The following is a 19,048-nucleotide window of genomic DNA, read 5'->3' as shown; positions in this document are numbered from 1 at the left end:
CCCGCCAGGGAGGTTACTTCACGCGGAACCAGTCAGCGACGTTCCACAGTTCCGAGTCCCAGGCGTTGATCTGCACGCCGCCAAGAGCGTTGGAATGTGCAGAGAGCGTGCCGCGGTGCACCAGCGGAACGACGATCATGCTGTCTTTCGTCACCATGTCGTTGAGCTGCTTGGCAATGGTCTGACGTTCGGCGACATCGGTCGTCTGGGTCAGCTTGGCATGCAGTTCGTCATACTTCGGATCGCAGAAGCGGTTGATGTTTTCGCCCTGCCAGCCGTTTTCCGGTGTCGGTGCGTTCTTGCACTGATACTGGCCCAGATAGGTTTCCGGGTCGGGGTTGTCGGAGTTGTTGGCATACATCTCGACGTCGGCGTAGAACTTCTGGAAGGTGTCCGGCGAGCCGGGGTCACCACCGAAGAAGACGCCCGGGTCGATGGCCTTGAGTTCGACCTCGACGCCAAGTTCAGTCCACCAATCCTTGATCAGCGCCTGGAAGTCCTGGCGGATCGGGTTGACGGTGGTCTGGTACAGGATCGACAGTTTCTTGCCGTCCTTGTCACGGATGCCGTCGCCATCGCTGTCTTTCCAGCCGGCTTCGTCCAGAAGCGCCATTGCGCCCGGCATGTCCTGCGCGATGCAGCCGTCGTTGTCCGAGGCCCAGGCGTCGGGGCCGGGGATCACGTTGCAGGTGGGCTTGCCACCGGCGCCGTAGCCGACTTCGACGAGGATCGAGCGGTCGATGGCCTTCGACAGCGCGGTGCGCACCTTGATGTCCGACAGGATCGGGTGGGGGTGCTTGGCGGTTGCGCGTTCACCTTCCGGCAGGTCTGGCGACGGGTCGGTGGTGTTCATCTCGAGCCGTTCGACGAGCGTGCCGAAAGCCACGACGAACTGGCCCTTGCCGGCGGCGGTCATCGCAGCCTGGCTGTCCGGCGGGATCTGGGTGTTCCAGGCGTAGTCGAATTCGCCGGTCTCCATCACCGCGCGGGCCGAACCTTCGGCATCGCCGCCGCCCTTGATTACGGCGGTCGCGAAGGCCGGTTTCGCCGGGTCACGGTAGTTTTCGTTCATCGCCATCGACACGGTGTCGTTGACGGTGAAGCCGGTCACTTTGAACGGGCCTGTGCCGATCGGCATGTTGTTCTGATCGGTGCAGGTCGGGGCTGCGGCGCCGAGGCAGGCTGCGAACTGGGCCTTTTGCAGAACCGGCGACAGGGCGCCGACGAAGGCGGTGTAGGGGTTCGGCTTTGGGCCGGAGAAGGTGACCTTGATGGTCGCCGGATCGACGGCTTCGACCGATGCCACGCCTTCGTATTTGGTGGCTTGTGCGCAGCCGCCGGCCGGATCGGTGCAATACTGCCAGGTGAAAACCGCGTCATCGGCGGTGACCGGGGTGCCGTCGGACCACTTGAGGTCGGGCTGCAGTTTCCAGGTGATCGAGGTCAGGTCTTCGGAAATGCCGCCGTTTTCGCGGGTCGGGATTTCAGCGGCAAGCTTGGTGACGAGGTTGCCATCGGGGTCGAGACCCGCCAGCGGCTCCAGCACCATCGAGGAGGCGTAGATGTCCTTGGTGCCACCCGACAGGTAGGGGTTCATGATCGACACGGCTTGCGGGAAGGTAAGCTTGACCTCGCCGTCTGTGCCGCGTTCGGCAAAGGCGGCAGGCGCCCATGCCATCACGGCTGCTGCGCCCAGGAGGGCGGTTCTGAGTTTCATTGCAGTTCTCCTTGTTGGTTACGCTCGTTGACCTCGGGTGCGCCGGTTCGGCCGGCGGCGGCTTGTTGATCGAAAAGGTGGCAGGCGACGAACCGGCCCGGTTCCACCTGACGCAATGCTGGGTCTTCCACGCGGCAGCGGTCGAAGACCTTGGGGCAGCGGGTACAGAAATTGCAGCCCAGCGGCGGGTTTGCCGGCGAGGGCACGTCGCCCTTGAGGATGATGCGCTTGCGGGTGGCGGCGCGCACCGGATCGGGTTCGTTGACCGCCGAGAGGAGCGCCTCGGCATAAGGGTGCAGCGGGCGGGAATAGAGCGCGTCGCGGGGGCTGAGTTCTGCGATCTTGCCCAGATACATCACGGCGACCCGGTCTGCGATGTGGCGGACCATCGACAGGTCGTGGCTGATGAAGAGGTAGGTCAGGCCGAAGCGTTCCTGCAGGTCTTCCAGCAGGTTCACCACCTGCGCCTGAATGGATACGTCGAGGGCGGCGATGGGTTCGTCGCAGACGATGAACTTGGGGTTCAGGGCCAGCGCGCGGGCGATGCCGATGCGCTGACGCTGGCCGCCGGAAAACTCGTGCGGGAAGCGGTTGGCGAAGCGGCGGTTGAGGCCGACGGCATCCATCAGTTCGTAGACGCGTTCCAGTTTTCTTGCTTCGGTCCAGTCGGTGTGTTCGTCGAGCGGTTCGGAGATGATGCGGGCCAGCGTCATGCGGGGGTTGAGGCTGGCTTGCGGATCCTGAAACACCATCTGCATGGTCGGGCGTTTTTTTCGCAGCGCCTCGGGTGGAAGGCTTGCCACATCTTCGCCGTCGATCACCACCTTGCCGGCGGTGACTTCGTAAAGCCGCAGCAGCGCACGGCCGACGGTGGATTTGCCACAGCCGCTTTCGCCGACAAGACCGAGGGTCTCGCCGGGCAGGATATCGAAGCTGATACCGTCGACGGCCTTCACGTCGCCGGTGTGACGGCGGAAGATGCCCGAGTAGATCGGAAAGTGCATTTTCAGGTCGGTGACCTGAACCAGCGGTTTGGGTGCTGCGTCAAGCATGGGCCACCTCGGACTGCACGGCGGGGGCGGGCGCTGCCCAGTGGCAGGCGACGTCGTGGCCCTGGCCCAAAGCCAGCCCGTCGATGGCGCGGCGCGGCGGGTTCACCCGGTCGCAGGTTTCGAAGCGATGTTCGCAGCGGGCGCGGAACGGGCAGGCGGTGGGCGCGGCGGTCATGATCGGGGGCTGACCCTCGATCACCTTGAGGCGCGCCTCACGCGGGCCCGAGATTGCTGGGATCGTTTTCAGAAGCGCGCGGGTGTAGGGGTGCTGCGGGTTGGAGAACAATTCGCGCACCGGGGCCTGTTCGACGACCTGCCCGCCATACATCACCATTACGCGGTCCGCGATGCCGGCGATCACGCCAAGGTCATGGGTAATCCAGATGATCGCCATGCCAAGCTTCTGGCGCAGTTCCTTGACCAGTTCGAGGATCTGGGCCTGGATCGTCACGTCAAGCGCGGTGGTGGGTTCATCAGCTATGAGCACGTCTGGGTCGCAGGCCAACGCGATGGCGATCATCACGCGCTGGCGCATCCCGCCGGAAAACTGGTGCGGGTAGGCGGACAGGCGGTTCTTCGCATCCGGGATGCCGACCAGTTCCAGAAGCTCGATAGCGCGGGCCTCGGCCTGCTTTTTCGACATCTTCATGTGCTTGATCAGCGGTTCCATGATCTGGTTGCCGAGGGTGAACACCGGATTCAGCGAGGTCATCGGGTCCTGGAACACGAAGCCGACCTTGGCGCCGCGGACGGAACGCAGTTCTTCCGGGCTGATCTTCAAAAGGTCGCGACCGTTCAGCATGACTGTGCCGCCGCGCACATCGGCGGGGGGCGAGGGCAAGAGGCCGATCAGCGACATCATGGTGACGGATTTGCCAGAGCCGCTTTCACCGACGACGCCCAGCAATTCACCCTTGTCGAGGTGAAAACTGACATCGTTGACCGCGTGAATCTCGCCGCCACGGGTGCGGAAAACGGTCTTGAGGCCCTTGACTTCAAGGACGGGCACGGCCCGATCGGGCATTCAACACTCCCCGTGTCGCTTCTTAGTTATTGTTTTATTTGGCATTTCAGGAAAAGCGTCAAATAACACCCCCCTGTGCCCGCCAACTGTTCCCGATTTTTCATCACCTATCAATCCCGTTTCGCTGCTGCATTCCATCGCAGATCGTCGGCAATCTGCAAGGTTGGCCGGTCAATTTGCCAGATATTGACTTGGCCTTGCTGCGGGAAGAGGCTGGCCACAACATCTAGTTGGAAAGGCCGTGCTGCAAATGAACACCCTGACGCCACGTCAGTTATTGGACAAGCTGGTAAGTTTCCCGACCGTGAGCCGTGTGTCCAACCTTGACCTTGTGGACTGGCTGGAGGGCTATCTGGCCAGCCATGGAATCGCGGCGCACCGGTCGTGGAACGAGGACCGCACGAAGGCGGCGCTGTTCGCGCATGTCGGGCCGTGGGTCGAGGGCGCGGTGGTGCTGTCGGGCCATTCCGACGTGGTGCCGGTGGATGGGCAGGACTGGACATCGGACCCGTGGACGGTGACGGAGCGGGACGGGAGGCTTTACGGGCGCGGCACCTGCGACATGAAGGGGTTCGATGCGCTGGCGGTCTGGGCGCTGGTCGAGGCGCACAGCAAGGGCGTGAAGCGGCCGCTGCAGCTGGCGCTGTCTTACGACGAAGAGGTGGGCTGCACCGGCGCGCCGCCGATGATTGCGGCGATGCAGGGCGTGGTGCCGAAGGGCGAGGCGGTGGTGGTGGGCGAGCCGAGCCGCATGGCGCTGATCACGGGACACAAGGGCGGCACCGGGTTTCATGTGCATGTGAAGGGGTTCGAGGTACATTCGTCGCTGCTGTCCTATGGCGTGTCGGCGATCATGGAGGGCGCGCGGCTGATCCAGTGGGTGAACGACCAGAACGCGGCGATTCAGGCGCCGCAACCCTCGGCGGTGGCGGCGATGTTCGACCCTCCGTTCACCACGATGCATGTGGGAATGATCGAGGGCGGCACGGCGCATAACATCACGGCGGGCGATTGCCGGTTTGCGATCGAGATGCGGGTGGTGCCGGATGATGACGAGGCGGCGCGAATTGCGGCGGTCGAGACCGAGGCGGCGCGGCTTGATGCGAGCTTGAAGGCGAAGCGGCCGGAGGCGGGGGTTCACCTGGAAAAGTTCTTTGGTGTGCCTGCTTTGCGGCCCGAAGTTGACGGTGCGGCGGAGGCCTTGGTGCGGCGGTTGACGGGTAACAACGCGACGGGTGTGGTCAGCTATGGCACCGAGGCGGGGCAGTTTCAGGAGGCGGGGTATTCGGCGGTGGTCTGCGGGCCGGGCGACATCGCACAGGCGCATCAGGTGGACGAATTCATCGAGGTGAGCGAGTTTCAGGCGGGGCATGCGTTCATGCAGCGGCTGGTGGAGCATCTGGGGTGAGTTTTCCGATATCCGAGGCGACTGCGGTCCGGTTTCACGGGCCATTGCCTGATGCCTGCGACGTGGTGGTGATCGGCGGCGGCGTCACCGGGGTGATGACGGCGTGGTTTCTGGCCGCGCGGGGGCAGCGGGTAGTGATCTGCGAAAAGGGTCGGATTGCGGGGGAACAGTCCAGCCGGAACTGGGGCTGGATCCGGCAGCAGGGGCGCGATCCGGCGGAATTGCCGATCATGGTGGAAAGCCTGTCGATCTGGAAATCTCTGGCGGCGGAATTGGGCGATGGCCTTGGGTTTCGTCAGACCGGGGTGATGTATCTGGCGAACGGGAAGAAGGATCTGGCGGGGTTCGAGGACTGGTTGGTGCATGCCCGCGCGCACCAGTTGGACACGCGGATGCTGGGGCGCGGCGAGGTGCAGGCGATGGTCGGCGGGGTGGCCGACTGGCCGGGGGCGATTTTCACGCCATCGGACGGGCGGGCGGAGCCTTGGGTGGCGGTGCCGATGCTGGCCGAGGCTGCGGCGGCGCGTGGCGTGACCGTGGTGGAGGGGTGCGCGGTGCGGTCGCTGGATGTGGCGGCGGGGCGCGTGGCCGGGGTGGTGACGGAACGAGGGCGGATTTCCTGCGACCGGGTGGTGGTGGCGGCAGGGGCGTGGTCGCGGTTGTTTTTGGGCGCGCATGGGGTGCGTATACCGCAGCTTTCGGTGCTGGCCTCGGTTGCGTCGACGGAGCCAATGGCGGAGGTGTTTGCGGGCGGGGCGTGTGACAACCACTTTGCGTTTCGTCGGCGCGCGGATGGTGGCTATTCCATAGCACCGGGGGCGGAGCACGACTTCTTTGTGGGCCGTGATGCGTTCGCGAGCTTCGGGGCGTATCTGCCTGTGCTGAAAAAGGATTTCCGCTCGACCCATTTTCGCACTGCCGCTCCGGCAGGGTATCCTGATGGGTGGGGCACGCCGCGACGGTGGGACGGGGAAAGCCCGTTCGAGCGGGTGCGCGTGCTGAACCCCAAGCCCAACATGGCGACGCTGGGCCGGGTTCAGGATGCGTTTGCGGCGGCGTTTCCGGCGTTGGGGAGGCCGAAGTTGCGGCTGGCCTGGGCGGGGATGATCGACACGATGCCCGACGTGGTGCCGGTGGTCGACCACGGGCCGATTGCCGGGCTTACGATTGCAACGGGGATGAGCGGGCATGGCTTTGGCATCGGGCCGGGCATGGGGCGGGTGATCGCCGATCTGGTGCTGGGGCGGGCGGTGGGGCATGACCTGTCGCGGTTCCGGCTGTCGCGGTTCAGCGATGGCAGCCGCATCGCGCCGGGGCCCAGCCTGTAGCTTTACTTCGCGCGTCTGGCAGGCTACCCGTGCCGCCCTTTTGCGGAGCGTCCCATGACCAGTGTTGCCTGCGGTATCGACTTTGGCACTTCGAATTCGACGGTCGGGCTGGCGGACGCCGGCGGCGCGCGGCTGTTGGCGTTGGAAGAAGGGTCGGTCACGCTGCCCTCGGCGGTGTTCTGGCAGACCGAGGGCGCGCCGCCCCTGTTCGGGCGGGCGGCGGTTGCGGCCTATCTGGAGGGCGACGAGGGGCGGCTGATGCGCGGGCTGAAGTCCACGCTTGGGTCGGGGCTCATTCACGACAAGACGGCGGTCGGGGGCAGGGCGGTGTCGTTCCGCGAGGTGTTGGGGCGATTCATCGGGCATCTGCGCGCGGCACAGGTGGCGGCGGTGCCGGAGTTGGCCTCGGTGGTGCTTGGCCGCCCGGTGCATTTTGTGGACGATGATGCGGCGGCGGATGCGGCGGCAGAGGCGGTGCTGGCAGAGATTGCGCGGGAGTGCGGTTGGCGCGAGGTGGCGTTTCAGTATGAGCCGATCGCGGCGGCCTTGCATTACGAGCAGACTGCAGCGCGCGAGGAGTTGGTGCTGATCGTCGACATTGGCGGCGGCACCTCGGACGTGTCGGTGGTGCGGGTTGGGCCGGGGCGGGCGGGGTTGCCGGACCGGAGCGGTGACATCCTTGCGAATGACGGTATCCGGGCGGGCGGCACGGATTTCGACCGGCTTCTCAGCCTTGCCGAGGCAATGCCGCATCTGGGGTATCTGGCACCGACCAAGGGTGGCGGGACGATGCCGCGACATTATTTTCTGGATCTTGCGACGTGGCACCGGATCAACGCGCTTTACACGGCGCGGACGGCCAGTGATTTGAAGGCGCTGCGGCTGGTGGCGGAGCGGCCGGAACTGGTGGACCGGATGATGCGGGTGGTGGACGGGCGGCATGGTCACGCACTGGCGATGCGTGTGGAAGCGGCGAAGATCGCCCTGTCGGACGCCGAGGCCGCGCGGTTGCAGATGGCAGACTTGACCGGCGGGCCAAACCCGATGCTGCGGCGCGAGGGGTTCGAGGCGGCGGTAGAGGCGCCGATTGCGCGGATCGGGGCACTGTTGGCGCGGGTTCTTTCGGATGCTGGTGTCGGGGCGGAGGCGATCGGCACGGCGTTCCTGACGGGCGGGTCAAGCCAGTTGCCGATCTTGCGGGCGACGGTGCAGGCGGCGCTGCCGGGGGCAGAGATTGCCACGGGGGACATGCTTGGGTCGGTCGGGACCGGGCTTGCGCTGGAGGCGCGGCGGCGGTTCGGCTAGGGCTTGCGAAGCCCTGACATTCGTATCAGGCTTGGCTGCAAAGGAGACCAGCCATGCCACCGAAGAACCGATTTGCCGAACTTCTGCCCGAGATCACCGCCTGGCGCCGGGATTTCCACGAGCATCCGGAACTTTTGTTCGACGTGCAAAGAACGGCTGGCAAGGTGGCGGAATTATTGCGATCTTTCGGGTGTGACGAGGTGGTCGAAGGGATCGGCCGCACGGGCGTGGTGGGTGTGATCAACGGCAAGACGGATACAGCGGGCAAGGTCATCGGGCTGCGCGCGGACATGGACGCGTTGCCGATCATCGAGCAGACGGGGGTGCCCTATGCCTCGAAGACTCACGGCAAGATGCATGCGTGCGGGCACGACGGGCATACCGCGATGCTTCTGGGCGCGGCGAAGTATCTGGCGGAGACGCGGAACTTCGACGGCAAGGTGGTGCTGATCTTCCAACCCGCTGAGGAAGGCGGCGGCGGCGGGCGCGAGATGGTGGCCGATGGCATGATCACCCGCTGGGGCATTCAGGAAGTTTACGGGATGCACAACATGCCGGGGATTCCGGTCGGGCATTTCGCGATCCGGCCCGGGGCAATGATGGCGGCGGCGGACCAGTTCGACATCACGGTGACCGGGAAGGGCGGCCACGCCGCGAAACCGCATGACTGCGTGGATACGACGGTGGTGGCCGCGCATATCATCGTGGCGTTGCAGACCATCGCCAGCCGGAACGTAGACCCGCTGAAGCAGGTGGTGGTGTCGGTCTGCACGGTGCAGACGGATTCCACGGCGCACAACGTGATCCCGCAGGTGGTGAAGCTGAAGGGAACGGTGCGCACGATGGACGCCAAGGTGCAGGATTTCGTCGAGGCCCGCATCGCCCAGATCGTCGAAGGCACCGCGCTGGCGCTGGGGGCGCGGGCCGAGGTGAATTATGCGCGCGGCTATCCTGTGACGGTGAACGCGGCGGAAAATACGGGCTACGCGGCTGAGGTGGCGAAGGCCGTGTCGGGTGTGGTCGATACCGACACTCCGCCCCTGATGGGGGCCGAGGATTTCAGTTACATGCTGAACGAACGGCCCGGCGCCTATATCTTCCTTGGCAATGGCGACACGGCGATGGTGCATCATCCGGCCTACAACTTTGATGATAGCGCGATTCCCTTCGGATCAAGCTGGTATGCCGGGATGGCCGAGGCGCGGATGCCCGCTGCATGATCGGGTTCTGGCTGGTGGCAGCGATTGCGGCGCTGCATGTCTGGATTCTGGTGCTGGAAATGTTCCTTTGGGAAGGCCCGATCGCGCGGCGGGCGTTCGGCACATCTGAGGTGTTTGCGGCCAACACCAAGGTGATGGCGGCCAACCAAGGGCTTTACAACGGGTTCCTTGCGGCGGGGCTGGTCTGGGCTCTGATCCTTGGCCTGCCGGGCGAAGGGTGGCAGGAGGCGGTGTTCTTTCTGACCTGCGTGCTGGTGGCGGGGATTTATGGCGGGCAAACCGCCTCGCGCCGCATCCTTTATGTCCAGGCTTTGCCGGCGGCACTGGCGCTGGTGGCGGTGCTGACGGGGTTTTGAGAAAATCCCTTGGTGACGCGGTGGGTCGTGCTAGCCTTGGCCAAAACGGGGGGATCAGCCATGCACAAAAGCCCGCTTCAGGATGTGGCGCTGCGCGACATCAGCGTGACGGAACGGTTCTTTGAGGGTCTGGCGCGGGGGAGCGACCGGCCCCTGCTGATCGACGGACCAAGCGGGGTGGCCTTTACCGGGGCAGAGTTGCGCGAGCGGATCGCGCGGCTGGCAGGCGGGCTTGCGGCGCGGGGCATCGGGCCGGGGTCGGTGATCGCGCTGATGGCGCCGAACATGCCCGATTACGCGGTGGTGTTTCACGCGGTGGCCTATGCCGGGGCGACGCTGACCACGATCAACCCGACCTACACCGCGCCGGAGGTAGCACATCAGTTACGGGATTCGGGCGCGACCATGCTGATCACGATCCCCGCCTTCCTGCAGGTGGCAGAGGCGGGTGCGCAGGGCACGGATGTAGCCGAGATCGTGGTGATTGGCGGGGCTGAGGGTCGTGAAAGCGTCGAAGACCTGATGGGCGATCCGCTGGCGGCGCAGGTTGCCGTCGATCTGGACGCGCATGTGCAGGTGCTGCCCTATTCGTCGGGCACCACTGGCTTGCCGAAGGGCGTGATGCTGAGCCATCGCAACATGGTGGTGAACATAGATCAGGCGCTGGCGCTTCTGGATGTGCGCGAGGGGGAAACCTCGGTCGCGTTCCTGCCGTTTTTCCATATTTACGGAATGAATGTGCTGATGAACACGTTTGTCGCCCATGGCGCGGCGCTGGTCACCATGCCTCGGTTCGATCTTGAGGCGCTGCTTCGGCATATCCAGACGCACCGTGTGGAAAAGCTGTTGATCGCGCCGCCGGTGGCTATTGCGCTGGCCAAGCATCCGATGGTCGACCAGTTCGACCTGTCGTCGCTGCAGGTGGTGCTGTCGGCGGCGGCACCCTTGGGGGCGGATGTGTCCGAATCGCTGAGCCGGCGGATCGGGGCGAGCGTGATCCAGGGCTACGGGATGACCGAACTTAGCCCCTTGACCCATGCAGTGCCGCGCAACACGCCGCGCGCGGGGTCGGTCGGCATCACTGCGCCGAACACCGTCACCCGTATCGTCGACCCGATCTCCGGGCAGGACTGCGCACCGGGCGAGGAGGGCGAGGTCTGGGTCAAGGGGCCGCAGGTGATGATCGGTTATCACAACCGCCCCGACGCAACGGCGGCGATGATCGAGGATGGCTGGCTGAAGACCGGCGATCTGGGTGTGGTGGATGAGGAAGGCTATCTGTTCATCCGCGACCGGCTGAAGGAACTGATCAAGGTCAAGGGATTTCAGGTGGCCCCGGCCGAGGTCGAGACGCAGCTTCTGGGCGTGCCGGGGGTGGCGGATGCGGCGGTGATCGGGGTGCCGGATGACGAGGCGGGCGAGGTGCCGATGGCGTTCATCGTGCGCAGCCCCGGCTCTGAGGTGACCGAGGCCGAGATTTTGTCCGCGCTGGCAGGAAAGTTGGTGTCCTACAAGCTGCCGCGCAGTATGGTGTTCATTGATGCGGTGCCGAAATCGGCGTCGGGCAAGATATTGCGCAGGGTGCTGCGCGACCGGGTGAAAGCGGTCTGAGGCTGGAGGGCTGACGCCGGGGCGGCGAACCGCCGCGCCCTGCCGATAGCGGTTATCCTTTGCGGCCGCCGCGTGCTATGCTGTGCGCGGGAGTTCGGAGGGGTTCCGATGCTGACGCGCCGCATGTTTCACACACGGCTTCTGGCGACTGCGTCGCTGTTTGCGGTACCGGGAATTGCCTTGTCCGCGCCGACCGGGGCGTCGGTGTACGAGATCTGGCTGAACCGCCTGACATTCGGCGCATCGCCTTCGTCACGGGCCGCAATTGCAGCGATGGGGCGGGAAGTCTGGCTGGATGACCAGTTGGCCCGGAAGGTGTCGGACCCCGGCCTTGACGCTATGCTGTCTTCGGCGCGGCTGCGGATTGCGTTTGACGCGGGGCAGGTGGGTGGCCGCAAGTGGGAAGCGGTCGACCAACTGCGCCCACTGCGGTATCTGGATGCGCCAGCTGCCGATCTGGTTACACTCGCTGTCTATCGCGATGAGGTCAGTGTGCAATGGGTCGAACGGATCCGCCCGATGGAAGAGGTAATCGCCGCCAGCCTGATCCGCGCTGTCCATGCCGAGGCGCAACTGCGCGAGGTGATGACCCAGTTCTGGCACGAGCATTTCAGTGTGAACGCCGCCAAGAAGGCCGAGACCGCGGCGTTCTTCCCGCTCTATGATGCGGCGATGCGCAAGCACGCGCTTGGCAATTTCCGTGTGCTTCTTGGTGAGGTCGCACGGTCGCCGTCGATGCTGTATTTTCTGGACAACGATACCAACCGAGCGACACCGGCGAATGAGAACTTCGCACGGGAGTTGATGGAACTGCACACGCTTGGGGCGGAGAATTACCTCAACGACCGGTACAGCCGCTGGGACGAGGTGCCAGGAGCGACCGAAGGGCTTGCTGAGGGATATCTGGATCTTGACGTCTACGAGGTGGCGCGGGCCTTTACCGGCTGGTCAGTGGGGGATTGGCGCGATTTGAACGATGGGTCGCGCGCGCCCGAAACGGGTGAGGTTCATTTCATCGCGGCATGGCATGACCCCTATCAAAAGCGGGTGCTGGGGCGCGACTTCCCGCCCAACCGGGGGCCGATGGTTGATGGTGACGAGGTGTTGGACATCCTGGCGCGGCATCCGGGTACTGCCCGCCATGTCTGCCGCAAGATCGCCCGGCGGCTGTTGAGTGATGAACCGGAGGCGGGGCTGGTCGCGCGGCTGGCCGATGTGTTTCTGGCCGGTGCGGACGCGCCGGACCAGATTGCGCGGGTGGTCCGGGCGCTGGTCCTGTCGCCAGAGTTCGAGGCACCGCCAGCCAAGGTGCGCCGACCGTTCGAGGTGCTGGCGAGCCTTTACCGGGCAACGGGCGCCAAGGTGACAACGACGCAGATGCAGTACCGCGGGCTTTTGGCGCGGGCGGGGTGGTGGCAGCATCAGTATGTCCTGCCGACCGGCCACCCCGACCGCAACCCGCCGTGGACCGGGGCGGGGACGCTGAACCGGATCGTCGATCTGGTGATGGACGCGCATGAAGACTGGTTCGACGGAGCGACCGCCGACCTGGTCGCCGTGCTGCCCGGCGAGACGGCGGAGGGGTTCGTGAGGCGCCATGCAGGGGCGGTGGCGCCCGCTCGCGGCGGCGAGGTCGCCGCGGATGTATTGCGGCTGGCGGCGCATCGGTACGGAATGCCGATTGCGGGGTTGCCTGACGAGGAACGCCACACGCTGGCCACGCAGGCGATTGCCTTTGCAGCGCTGACCCCCGATTTCCTTTTGCGGTAGGAGCAAGCCGATGGCTCGACAGCCCGTTCTGGTGGTCATGTTCCTGCGCGGCGGCGCGGACGGGTTGTCGCTGGTTTCTCCGACCAGCGATCCCGACTTCATCGCGGCACGACCGCCAAGCCTGCGGGTGCTTCGCGAAGGCGACGGTGCCGGGCGGGTCATCTCGCAGGAGGTGGCCGACGTCGATTTTCGCTTTCATCCCAATGCGGGGGCTCTGGCCGACCTTTACGCCGCGGGCGATCTGACGCTGATACATGCGGCGGGGCTGACCGAGTCGACGCGCAGCCATTTCGATGCCGAGGCCAGGATCGAGCGCGGCCTTTTCGGGCCTGCGGTAGCGCCAGGCGATCCGTCGGGCTGGATCGGACGTTGGTTGCAAGCGGCGGCGCCGGGCGGACCGATGCCGGCGCTGGCGGTCGGGGCGGCAGCACCCACGTCGCTGCTGGGTGCCGGGGCGGCGGTGGCGGAGAACCTGACGGATCTTGTGTTGGCCGAAGGCAGCGGGCTGGCACCGGCGCTGCGGGCGCGGCTTTTGGCGGGATTTGGTGATCACGGGCCATTGGCGCGGCCGATTGCCGATCTGGTTGGGCTGTCGGAGATGGTGTCGGCGCGGCTGTGGTCGCAGACCGATGGGGCGCTGCGGCCATATGCGCCATCGGTGGCCTATCCCGAAAACAACCGCCTGTCGCAGCCCCTGATGACCGTCGCGCAGTCGATCAAGGAGGGGTTTGGCCTGCGGGTCGCCACGGTCGACGTGCCGGGATGGGATACGCATGCAGATCAGGAGGGCACCTTCCAGGGCCTGACAAGCGGACTTTGTGATGCGCTGATGGCGTTCTGGCGCGACCTTGGGTCCGCGCAACAGGACGTGTCGGTCGTGGTGATGAGCGAGTTTGGCCGACGACTTCGGTCGAACACGGCGGGCGGCACTGATCATGGGCGGGGCAACGTGATGATGGTGCTGGGGCCGCAGGCTCGTGGCGGGCGAATGGTCGGTCGCTGGCCGGGGTTGACCAACGAGGTACTGGACGAGGGGGCTGACCTTGCGGTGGTGACCGATTACCGCAGTGTTCTGTCTGAACTTTTGACCGGTCACATGGGCATGGCCAACGCCTCGGCGGTGTTTCCGGGGTTCGCAGCGCAACCGCTGGGCCTTTGGGGGTGACCGCAGTGCCGCGCGACAGCCTTGTGTGCGCTGGGTGATCGGGACTAGCCTGTCGCAACGGGCCCGCCTTTGTGCGGCGAAAGGGGACGATGGGAACCAGCAGACCGCCTGAGCACGTCGCGGCGCGGTCGGAGCGCATGGCGCATCTGGTCGTGGACCTGATGAACCAGCTGCTTGGCCTGCGTCCCGGAGAGACCGATGCCGGGGTGCAGGCTGTGATCGGGCGGTTGAGCCTTGCTTGCGGATTTGATCGCACGTTCGTCTTTCGGGTGCGCGCGGACGGCACGCATTACAACAGCCACGAATGGGTGGCCCCCGGAGTGGCGGCGCTGAAACCCGCGATGCAGCACATGGACCCAACGGAGCATCCGGGCTGGCACGCGGCGTTTCAGGCCGGCAAGACGGTCTGGGTGCCCGGCGCAAGCCTGCTGCCGCCCGACATGCCGGAACGAAGGTTTCTGGAGCGGATCGGCGTCGCCTCTACCCTGATGGTGCCATTGCGCGACGGCGAGCACCTGATCGGGGTGATCGGTTATGACAGCCAGTCGGGCGAACGCAGCCTGACCGAGGATGAACGCCTGCTTCTGACCTCGATCGGGCGCGCGATTGCGTCGGTCCAGATGCGCGCCGAGGCCGAGGCGGCCAGCGTTTCGGCGCGCGAGCATCTGGTGGCGACGTTGCAGGCGCTGCCCGATCTGGTGCTGGAACTGTCGGCGGATGGCACGCTGGTGGCCTGCCACAGCACCAACGCGACATGGCTTTCGGTGCTGATCCAGGCGGGCCTTGGCCGGCGGATGAACGATCTGTTGCCGCGCCCGCTGGTGTCGGCGCTGGCAGGGATGATGGCGGCGCCTGACACGGCCTCGGGCAGCCCACACCGCATCGGGTTCGAGATTGCGGGGCGGATGCTGTGGACGGACGTGTCGCTGGCCCCGCTGGGGCCTAAGGCGACCGGCTTTGTCGCGGTGATCCGCGACGTGTCGGCGGCGGTGACGGCGACCGAGATGGTATCTTACCGCGAGGGACAGTTTGCCGCTTTTTTCGAGATGTGCCCCCAGCCGATCCTGTTGAACGACTATGACACCGGCGAGGTGCTGGATGCCAACCGGGCGTTCAATGAGGTGTTCGGGCTTGATCCGGCAACGACACCGGGTCTGAACGTCAGACAGCTTTTGCCGCCCGACGTGGCCGGGGTGATTGAAACGGCGATTGCCGGGTTGAAGGCGCGACAGTCGTACGGGCCGATCCGGACGACCTTGCAGCGCAACAACGGCGCGCGATTTCCCGTGGTGCTGCGCGGGTTCATGAACGTCGAGCCGGGTGGGCGCAGGCTGGCATGGGCGCTGATCGAGGATGTGAGCGAGATCGACGCCAAGGAAATCGCGCTGCGGGCCGAGCAGGAGGCGCTGGAGGCAGCGCGCGCCCGGTTGGTGGCGGCGATCGAGGCGCTGGACGAAGGCTTTGCGGTGTTTGACGCCGAAGACCGGCTCGTCTTGTGGAACAGCCATTACGCCCGGGTGTTCGCGGGGATCGTCGACCTGATCGAGGTGGGCGCGCTTTATGACGACCTCTTGCGCGCCGCCATTGCGCGCGGCGTCTTTGGCGACACCGACGCGCGCGTAGCGGGAAATCTGCGGCGCCGGCTGGACCGCCAGTTGACCGACGACTGGGATGGCGAGGACCGGCTGGACGACGGGCGCATCATCTGGGTGCGGGAACGCGCGACCCCGGCGCGAGAGACGGTGGGGCTTTACCAGGACGTGACAGCCCGGCGTCGGGCGGACCGGCGGCTGCATCAGGTGATCGAGGGCGCGCGCGTCGGCACCTGGGAATTCCGCCATGAGGGCAGCACCATCGTCAACGACCGCTGGGCGGAAATCGTCGGGTACCGGGCTGACGAGATCAGCCCGATCGGGCAGGACGACTGGATCGCGATGATCCACCCCGACGATGCCCGCGCGATGATCGCCAAGGAAGCCGAGCTTTTCGCGCGCAAAGTGGGCACGGTGGAACACGAGATGCGGCTGCGGCACCGTGATGGCCACTGGGTCTGGGTGCTTTCGCGCGGGCAGGTGGTGGAGTGGAGCGCAGTCGGGCAGCCGCAGACCATCATTGGGGTGCATCTTGACATCTCGGCGGCAAAGGCGCTGGAGGCGGCGCTTGCGCGCGAACGCGATCTTCTGGCGCGGATCATGGAATCCTCGGTTTCCAGCATCATGGCGGTGGATGCGAAGGGCCGGGTGATCTTTGCCAATTCCGAAGCCGAGCGGTTTTTGGGAACCGCCGCGCGGCCAGGCGCCCCGGTCTGGCCGCGCGGGTTGGACATCACCGATCTGGACGGACAGCCGATTGCCGCCGAAGACCTGCCGGTGCAGCGGGTGCTGGCAGGCGCGGCGATGGTGCGGGATTTTCGCCATGCGATCAAGCGGGCAGACGGGCTGCGGCGGGTGGTCTCGGTCAATGCATTGCCGTTGTCGGCGCCGGGGACGGGGGCTGCGGTGGTCTGTTCATGGACAGACATCACCGACGCTGTGGAGGCGGAGGCCCGGCTACGCGCCGCGATGACCTCGGCAGAGGCGGCGAACCGGGCTAAGTCGCAGTTTCTGGCGACCATGAGCCATGAGATTCGCACTCCGCTGAACGGGGTCCTGGGGATGGCCTATGTGCTGGAAGGCAGGCTGGACGATCCGGTGCAGAACGACATGGTGCGGGTGATCCGGCAGTCCGGCGAGCATCTGTTGGGCGTGATCAACGATGTCCTTGACCTTGCGAAGATCGAGGCCGGGCGGTTGACGCTGGACCCTCGCCCGTTCCGTCCCGCAGACCTTGGCCCGATGATCGAGGCGGCGCATGGGCTGGCGGCGCAGGAAAAGGGCGTGGCGCTGACGCTGGATTGCATCGGTGATTGCAACGCATACCGGCTGGGCGACATGCAGCGCATCCGTCAGGTGCTGCACAACCTCATCGGCAACGCGGTGAAGTTCACAGATGCGGGCAGCGTGACGGTGCGGGTGGATTTTTCATCCCCGGACCGACTGGGAATCGAGGTCAGCGACACCGGCATCGGCATGACCCAAGGCGAACTTGCGCGGGTGTTCGATGAGTTCACCCAAGGCGACGGCGGCATCACGCGGCGCTATGGCGGCACCGGGCTTGGGCTGCCGATCGTGCGCCGGCTGGCGCAGATGATGGGTGGCAGCGTGACGCTGGAGGCGGAGCCGGGGCGTGGCCTGCGGGCGTTGGTCGATATCGCGGTGCCGCTGGTGGCGGGCGACGAGGCGGAGGCGGCGCAGCCCGCGCTGCCGGTCGTGCCGCCGATGATGGTGCTGGTCGCCGAAGACAATGCGACGAACCGGCTGATCCAGCAGACCATGCTTGGCGCCCTTGGGGTGCGGTGCCTGATCGTGGCCGACGGTGCCGAGGCGCTGGTGGCCTGTGCGGGAGGGGATTTCGACGCGCTGCTACTTGATATCGCGATGCCGGGGATGGACGGGGTGTCCACGCTGGCGGCGGTGCAGGCGCAGGCGCGCGCGACCGGACAGCGCTGCCCGCCGGCGATTGCGGTGACGGCCAATGCGATGACGCATCAGGTGGAGGAATACCTTGGGGCCGGGTTCGCGGGCTTTGTCGCCAAGCCGATCCGGCTGGACCGGCTGGCTGAGGCGTTGATTGCTTGCGCCGGGGCGCAGACCTAGCCGTCGAAGCGGGTGGCACCACGACGTTTTTCATCGACAGGCTGGGTCAGGATCGTCGCCTGATGCGCGCGTTGGTCGCAGTTCGCGCGGGGGCAGATGCGGCAGTTGATGCCGATCGGCACCATGCGCGCGCCGGCCACGCTGAAGGCTTCGGCATAGCCGATTTCGGCGGCATGGTCGATGGTGCAGCCCATCGCGACCGCCAGGCGATTGTCTTGGGCGTGCCGAATCCATGTCGGGCGGTCAACCGTGCGAGAGAATACGAAATACTGTGATTTGTCTGGCATCTCAACGAATTGCGGGACGATCTTGCCGGGTGTGCGGAAAGAGGTGTGGACATCGAGACGCGGGCAGGCGCCGCCGTATTCGGCAAGGTGGAAGTCGGTCGCGTTAAACCGCTTGGTGACGTTGCCGCCCTTGTCGATGCGCATGAAGAAGAATGGCACGCCCTGTGCGCCTTCACGTTGCAGAGTGGTGGCTCGGTGGCAGGCCTGCTCGAAGCTGACACCGAAGCGGGTAGCGATGTGGTCGAGATCGTATTTCGTGGCGCGGGCTTCGGCCAGAAAGGCATCGTAGGGCATCAGCACGGCTGCGGCGAAGTAGTTCGCCAGTTCCACCCGCAGCCGCGCCACGCCGCGCGGATCGGCGATGCCAGCGCGGGCGATCAGGGTGTCGAGAAGGTCGCGCTGTTCCAGAAGGCCGCACATGTGAACAAGCTGGAAGGTGCGGTTGGTGTGATCGAGCGCTTCGGACAGCAGAATCTCGCGCCGCGCCTCGTCATATTGGCGCAACGTGCCGGGCAGGTCTTCGACGCGGGCGAGGCGAACGGAAATGCCAAGCCCGTCGCGCAGGCGGCGTTTCAGGGCGACATAGACTTCGTCGCGCTCAATGGGGCTGGTCCAGAACGCCTCGGCCGCGTCTTCCAGATCGCGGAAGTGGTTGCGCTGGCGGCGAAAGACATTGTGAACGGCGGTTTCGGGGGTGGCGTTGATTGCGCGCACGTCGCCTTCGCCAAGGGACAGAAGCTGGTCGGTTGCGGCCTGCCAACTGCGATGGAGGCGCAGGAACGCGGCGGCAAGGTCGGGCGCATGGACAAGGGCCGCTCGCAATTGCGTAAGGTCGGGGCGGGCGTCGGCAAAGAGCGGGTCCTGCAGCGAGGCGCGCAGGTCGGCCAACTGGCCGGAGCCGTCTTCTTCGGCAATCTCGCGCCAGTCGACGCCGTAAGCCTCGAACAGTTTCAAGAGCACCTGAACCGAAACGGACCGTTCGTTGTTTTCCAGAAGGTTCACGTAGGACGGGCTGATCCCGAGCGCACGCGCCATTGCGCCCTGCGTCTCGTTGCGGTCCAGACGCAAGCGCCGCAGGTGCGGCCCGATGAAGGTTTTCTGCATACCGAT

At 65.7% G+C, this 19,048-nt stretch carries 13 protein-coding genes; 9 read left to right on the top strand and 4 right to left on the bottom strand.

Annotated elements, in window-relative coordinates:
• Nucleotides 1–13: 13 nt before the first annotated feature.
• The 3 genes from ACROUL_RS11985 to ACROUL_RS11975 are packed head-to-tail and all read right to left on the bottom strand — an operon-like array spanning nt 14 to nt 3,793.
• Nucleotides 14–1,717 (bottom strand): peptide ABC transporter substrate-binding protein, encoded by a 1,704-nt coding sequence (locus ACROUL_RS11985; RefSeq protein WP_431299703.1) that lies wholly within the window; start codon nt 1,715–1,717, stop codon nt 14–16.
• Nucleotides 1,714–2,769, bottom strand: a complete 1,056-nt coding sequence (locus ACROUL_RS11980; protein WP_431299702.1) for an ABC transporter ATP-binding protein — start codon at nt 2,767–2,769, stop codon at nt 1,714–1,716. Before ACROUL_RS11980 ends, ACROUL_RS11985 begins: the two co-directional genes overlap by 4 nt.
• Nucleotides 2,762–3,793 carry an ABC transporter ATP-binding protein gene (locus tag ACROUL_RS11975; RefSeq protein ID WP_431299701.1) on the bottom strand — a complete coding sequence of 344 codons (1,032 nt, stop codon included), beginning with the start codon at nt 3,791–3,793 and terminating at the stop codon, nt 2,762–2,764. Before ACROUL_RS11975 ends, ACROUL_RS11980 begins: the two co-directional genes overlap by 8 nt.
• A 250-nt stretch (nt 3,794–4,043) precedes the next feature.
• Between ACROUL_RS11975 and argE the strand changes: the two genes are divergently transcribed.
• From argE to ACROUL_RS11930, 9 genes are all read left to right on the top strand, one after another.
• The gene (argE, locus tag ACROUL_RS11970) at nt 4,044–5,201 is read left to right on the top strand and encodes an acetylornithine deacetylase (protein ID WP_431299700.1); all 1,158 of its coding nucleotides are present in this window, start codon (nt 4,044–4,046) and stop codon (nt 5,199–5,201) included.
• Complete coding sequence (locus ACROUL_RS11965) at nt 5,198–6,529, top strand: NAD(P)/FAD-dependent oxidoreductase (RefSeq protein WP_431299699.1); 1,332 nt, start codon at nt 5,198–5,200, stop codon at nt 6,527–6,529. The genes argE and ACROUL_RS11965 overlap by 4 nt, the downstream gene beginning before the upstream one ends.
• 54 nt (nt 6,530–6,583) lie before the next feature.
• Nucleotides 6,584–7,834, top strand: coding sequence for an Hsp70 family protein (locus ACROUL_RS11960; RefSeq protein ID WP_431299698.1), 1,251 nt, complete (start codon nt 6,584–6,586; stop codon nt 7,832–7,834).
• A 53-nt stretch (nt 7,835–7,887) separates the two neighbouring features.
• Nucleotides 7,888–9,054 (top strand): M20 aminoacylase family protein, encoded by a 1,167-nt coding sequence (locus tag ACROUL_RS11955; protein ID WP_431299697.1) that lies wholly within the window; start codon nt 7,888–7,890, stop codon nt 9,052–9,054.
• Nucleotides 9,051–9,410: a DUF1304 domain-containing protein gene (locus ACROUL_RS11950; protein WP_431299696.1), complete on the top strand. Its 360-nt coding sequence runs from the start codon at nt 9,051–9,053 to the stop codon at nt 9,408–9,410. Before ACROUL_RS11955 ends, ACROUL_RS11950 begins: the two co-directional genes overlap by 4 nt.
• Before the next feature lie 60 nt (nt 9,411–9,470).
• Complete coding sequence (locus ACROUL_RS11945) at nt 9,471–11,021, top strand: AMP-binding protein (protein WP_431299695.1); 1,551 nt, start codon at nt 9,471–9,473, stop codon at nt 11,019–11,021.
• 108 nt (nt 11,022–11,129) lie between these two features.
• Nucleotides 11,130–12,791, top strand: coding sequence for a DUF1800 domain-containing protein (locus tag ACROUL_RS11940; protein WP_431299694.1), 1,662 nt, complete (start codon nt 11,130–11,132; stop codon nt 12,789–12,791).
• 10 nt (nt 12,792–12,801) lie between these two features.
• On the top strand, nt 12,802–13,956 hold the full coding sequence (locus ACROUL_RS11935; protein WP_431299693.1) for a DUF1501 domain-containing protein: 1,155 nt from the start codon (nt 12,802–12,804) through the stop codon (nt 13,954–13,956).
• 89 nt (nt 13,957–14,045) lie between these two features.
• Nucleotides 14,046–17,651: a PAS domain S-box protein gene (locus ACROUL_RS11930; RefSeq protein WP_431299692.1), complete on the top strand. Its 3,606-nt coding sequence runs from the start codon at nt 14,046–14,048 to the stop codon at nt 17,649–17,651.
• On the opposite strand, the gene ACROUL_RS11925 is transcribed toward ACROUL_RS11930, so the two are convergent.
• Entirely contained in the window at nt 17,648–19,042 is a 1,395-nt protein-coding gene (locus ACROUL_RS11925) for a helix-turn-helix domain-containing protein (RefSeq protein WP_431299691.1), read from the bottom strand. The genes ACROUL_RS11930 and ACROUL_RS11925 overlap by 4 nt on opposite strands.
• Nucleotides 19,043–19,048 lie beyond the last annotated feature (6 nt).

The sequence above is a fragment of the Tabrizicola sp. BL-A-41-H6 genome (assembly GCF_050632395.1).
GTDB lineage: Bacteria > Pseudomonadota > Alphaproteobacteria > Rhodobacterales > Rhodobacteraceae > JAUYQR01.
This window is presented reverse-complemented; position numbering and strand designations above follow the sequence as displayed.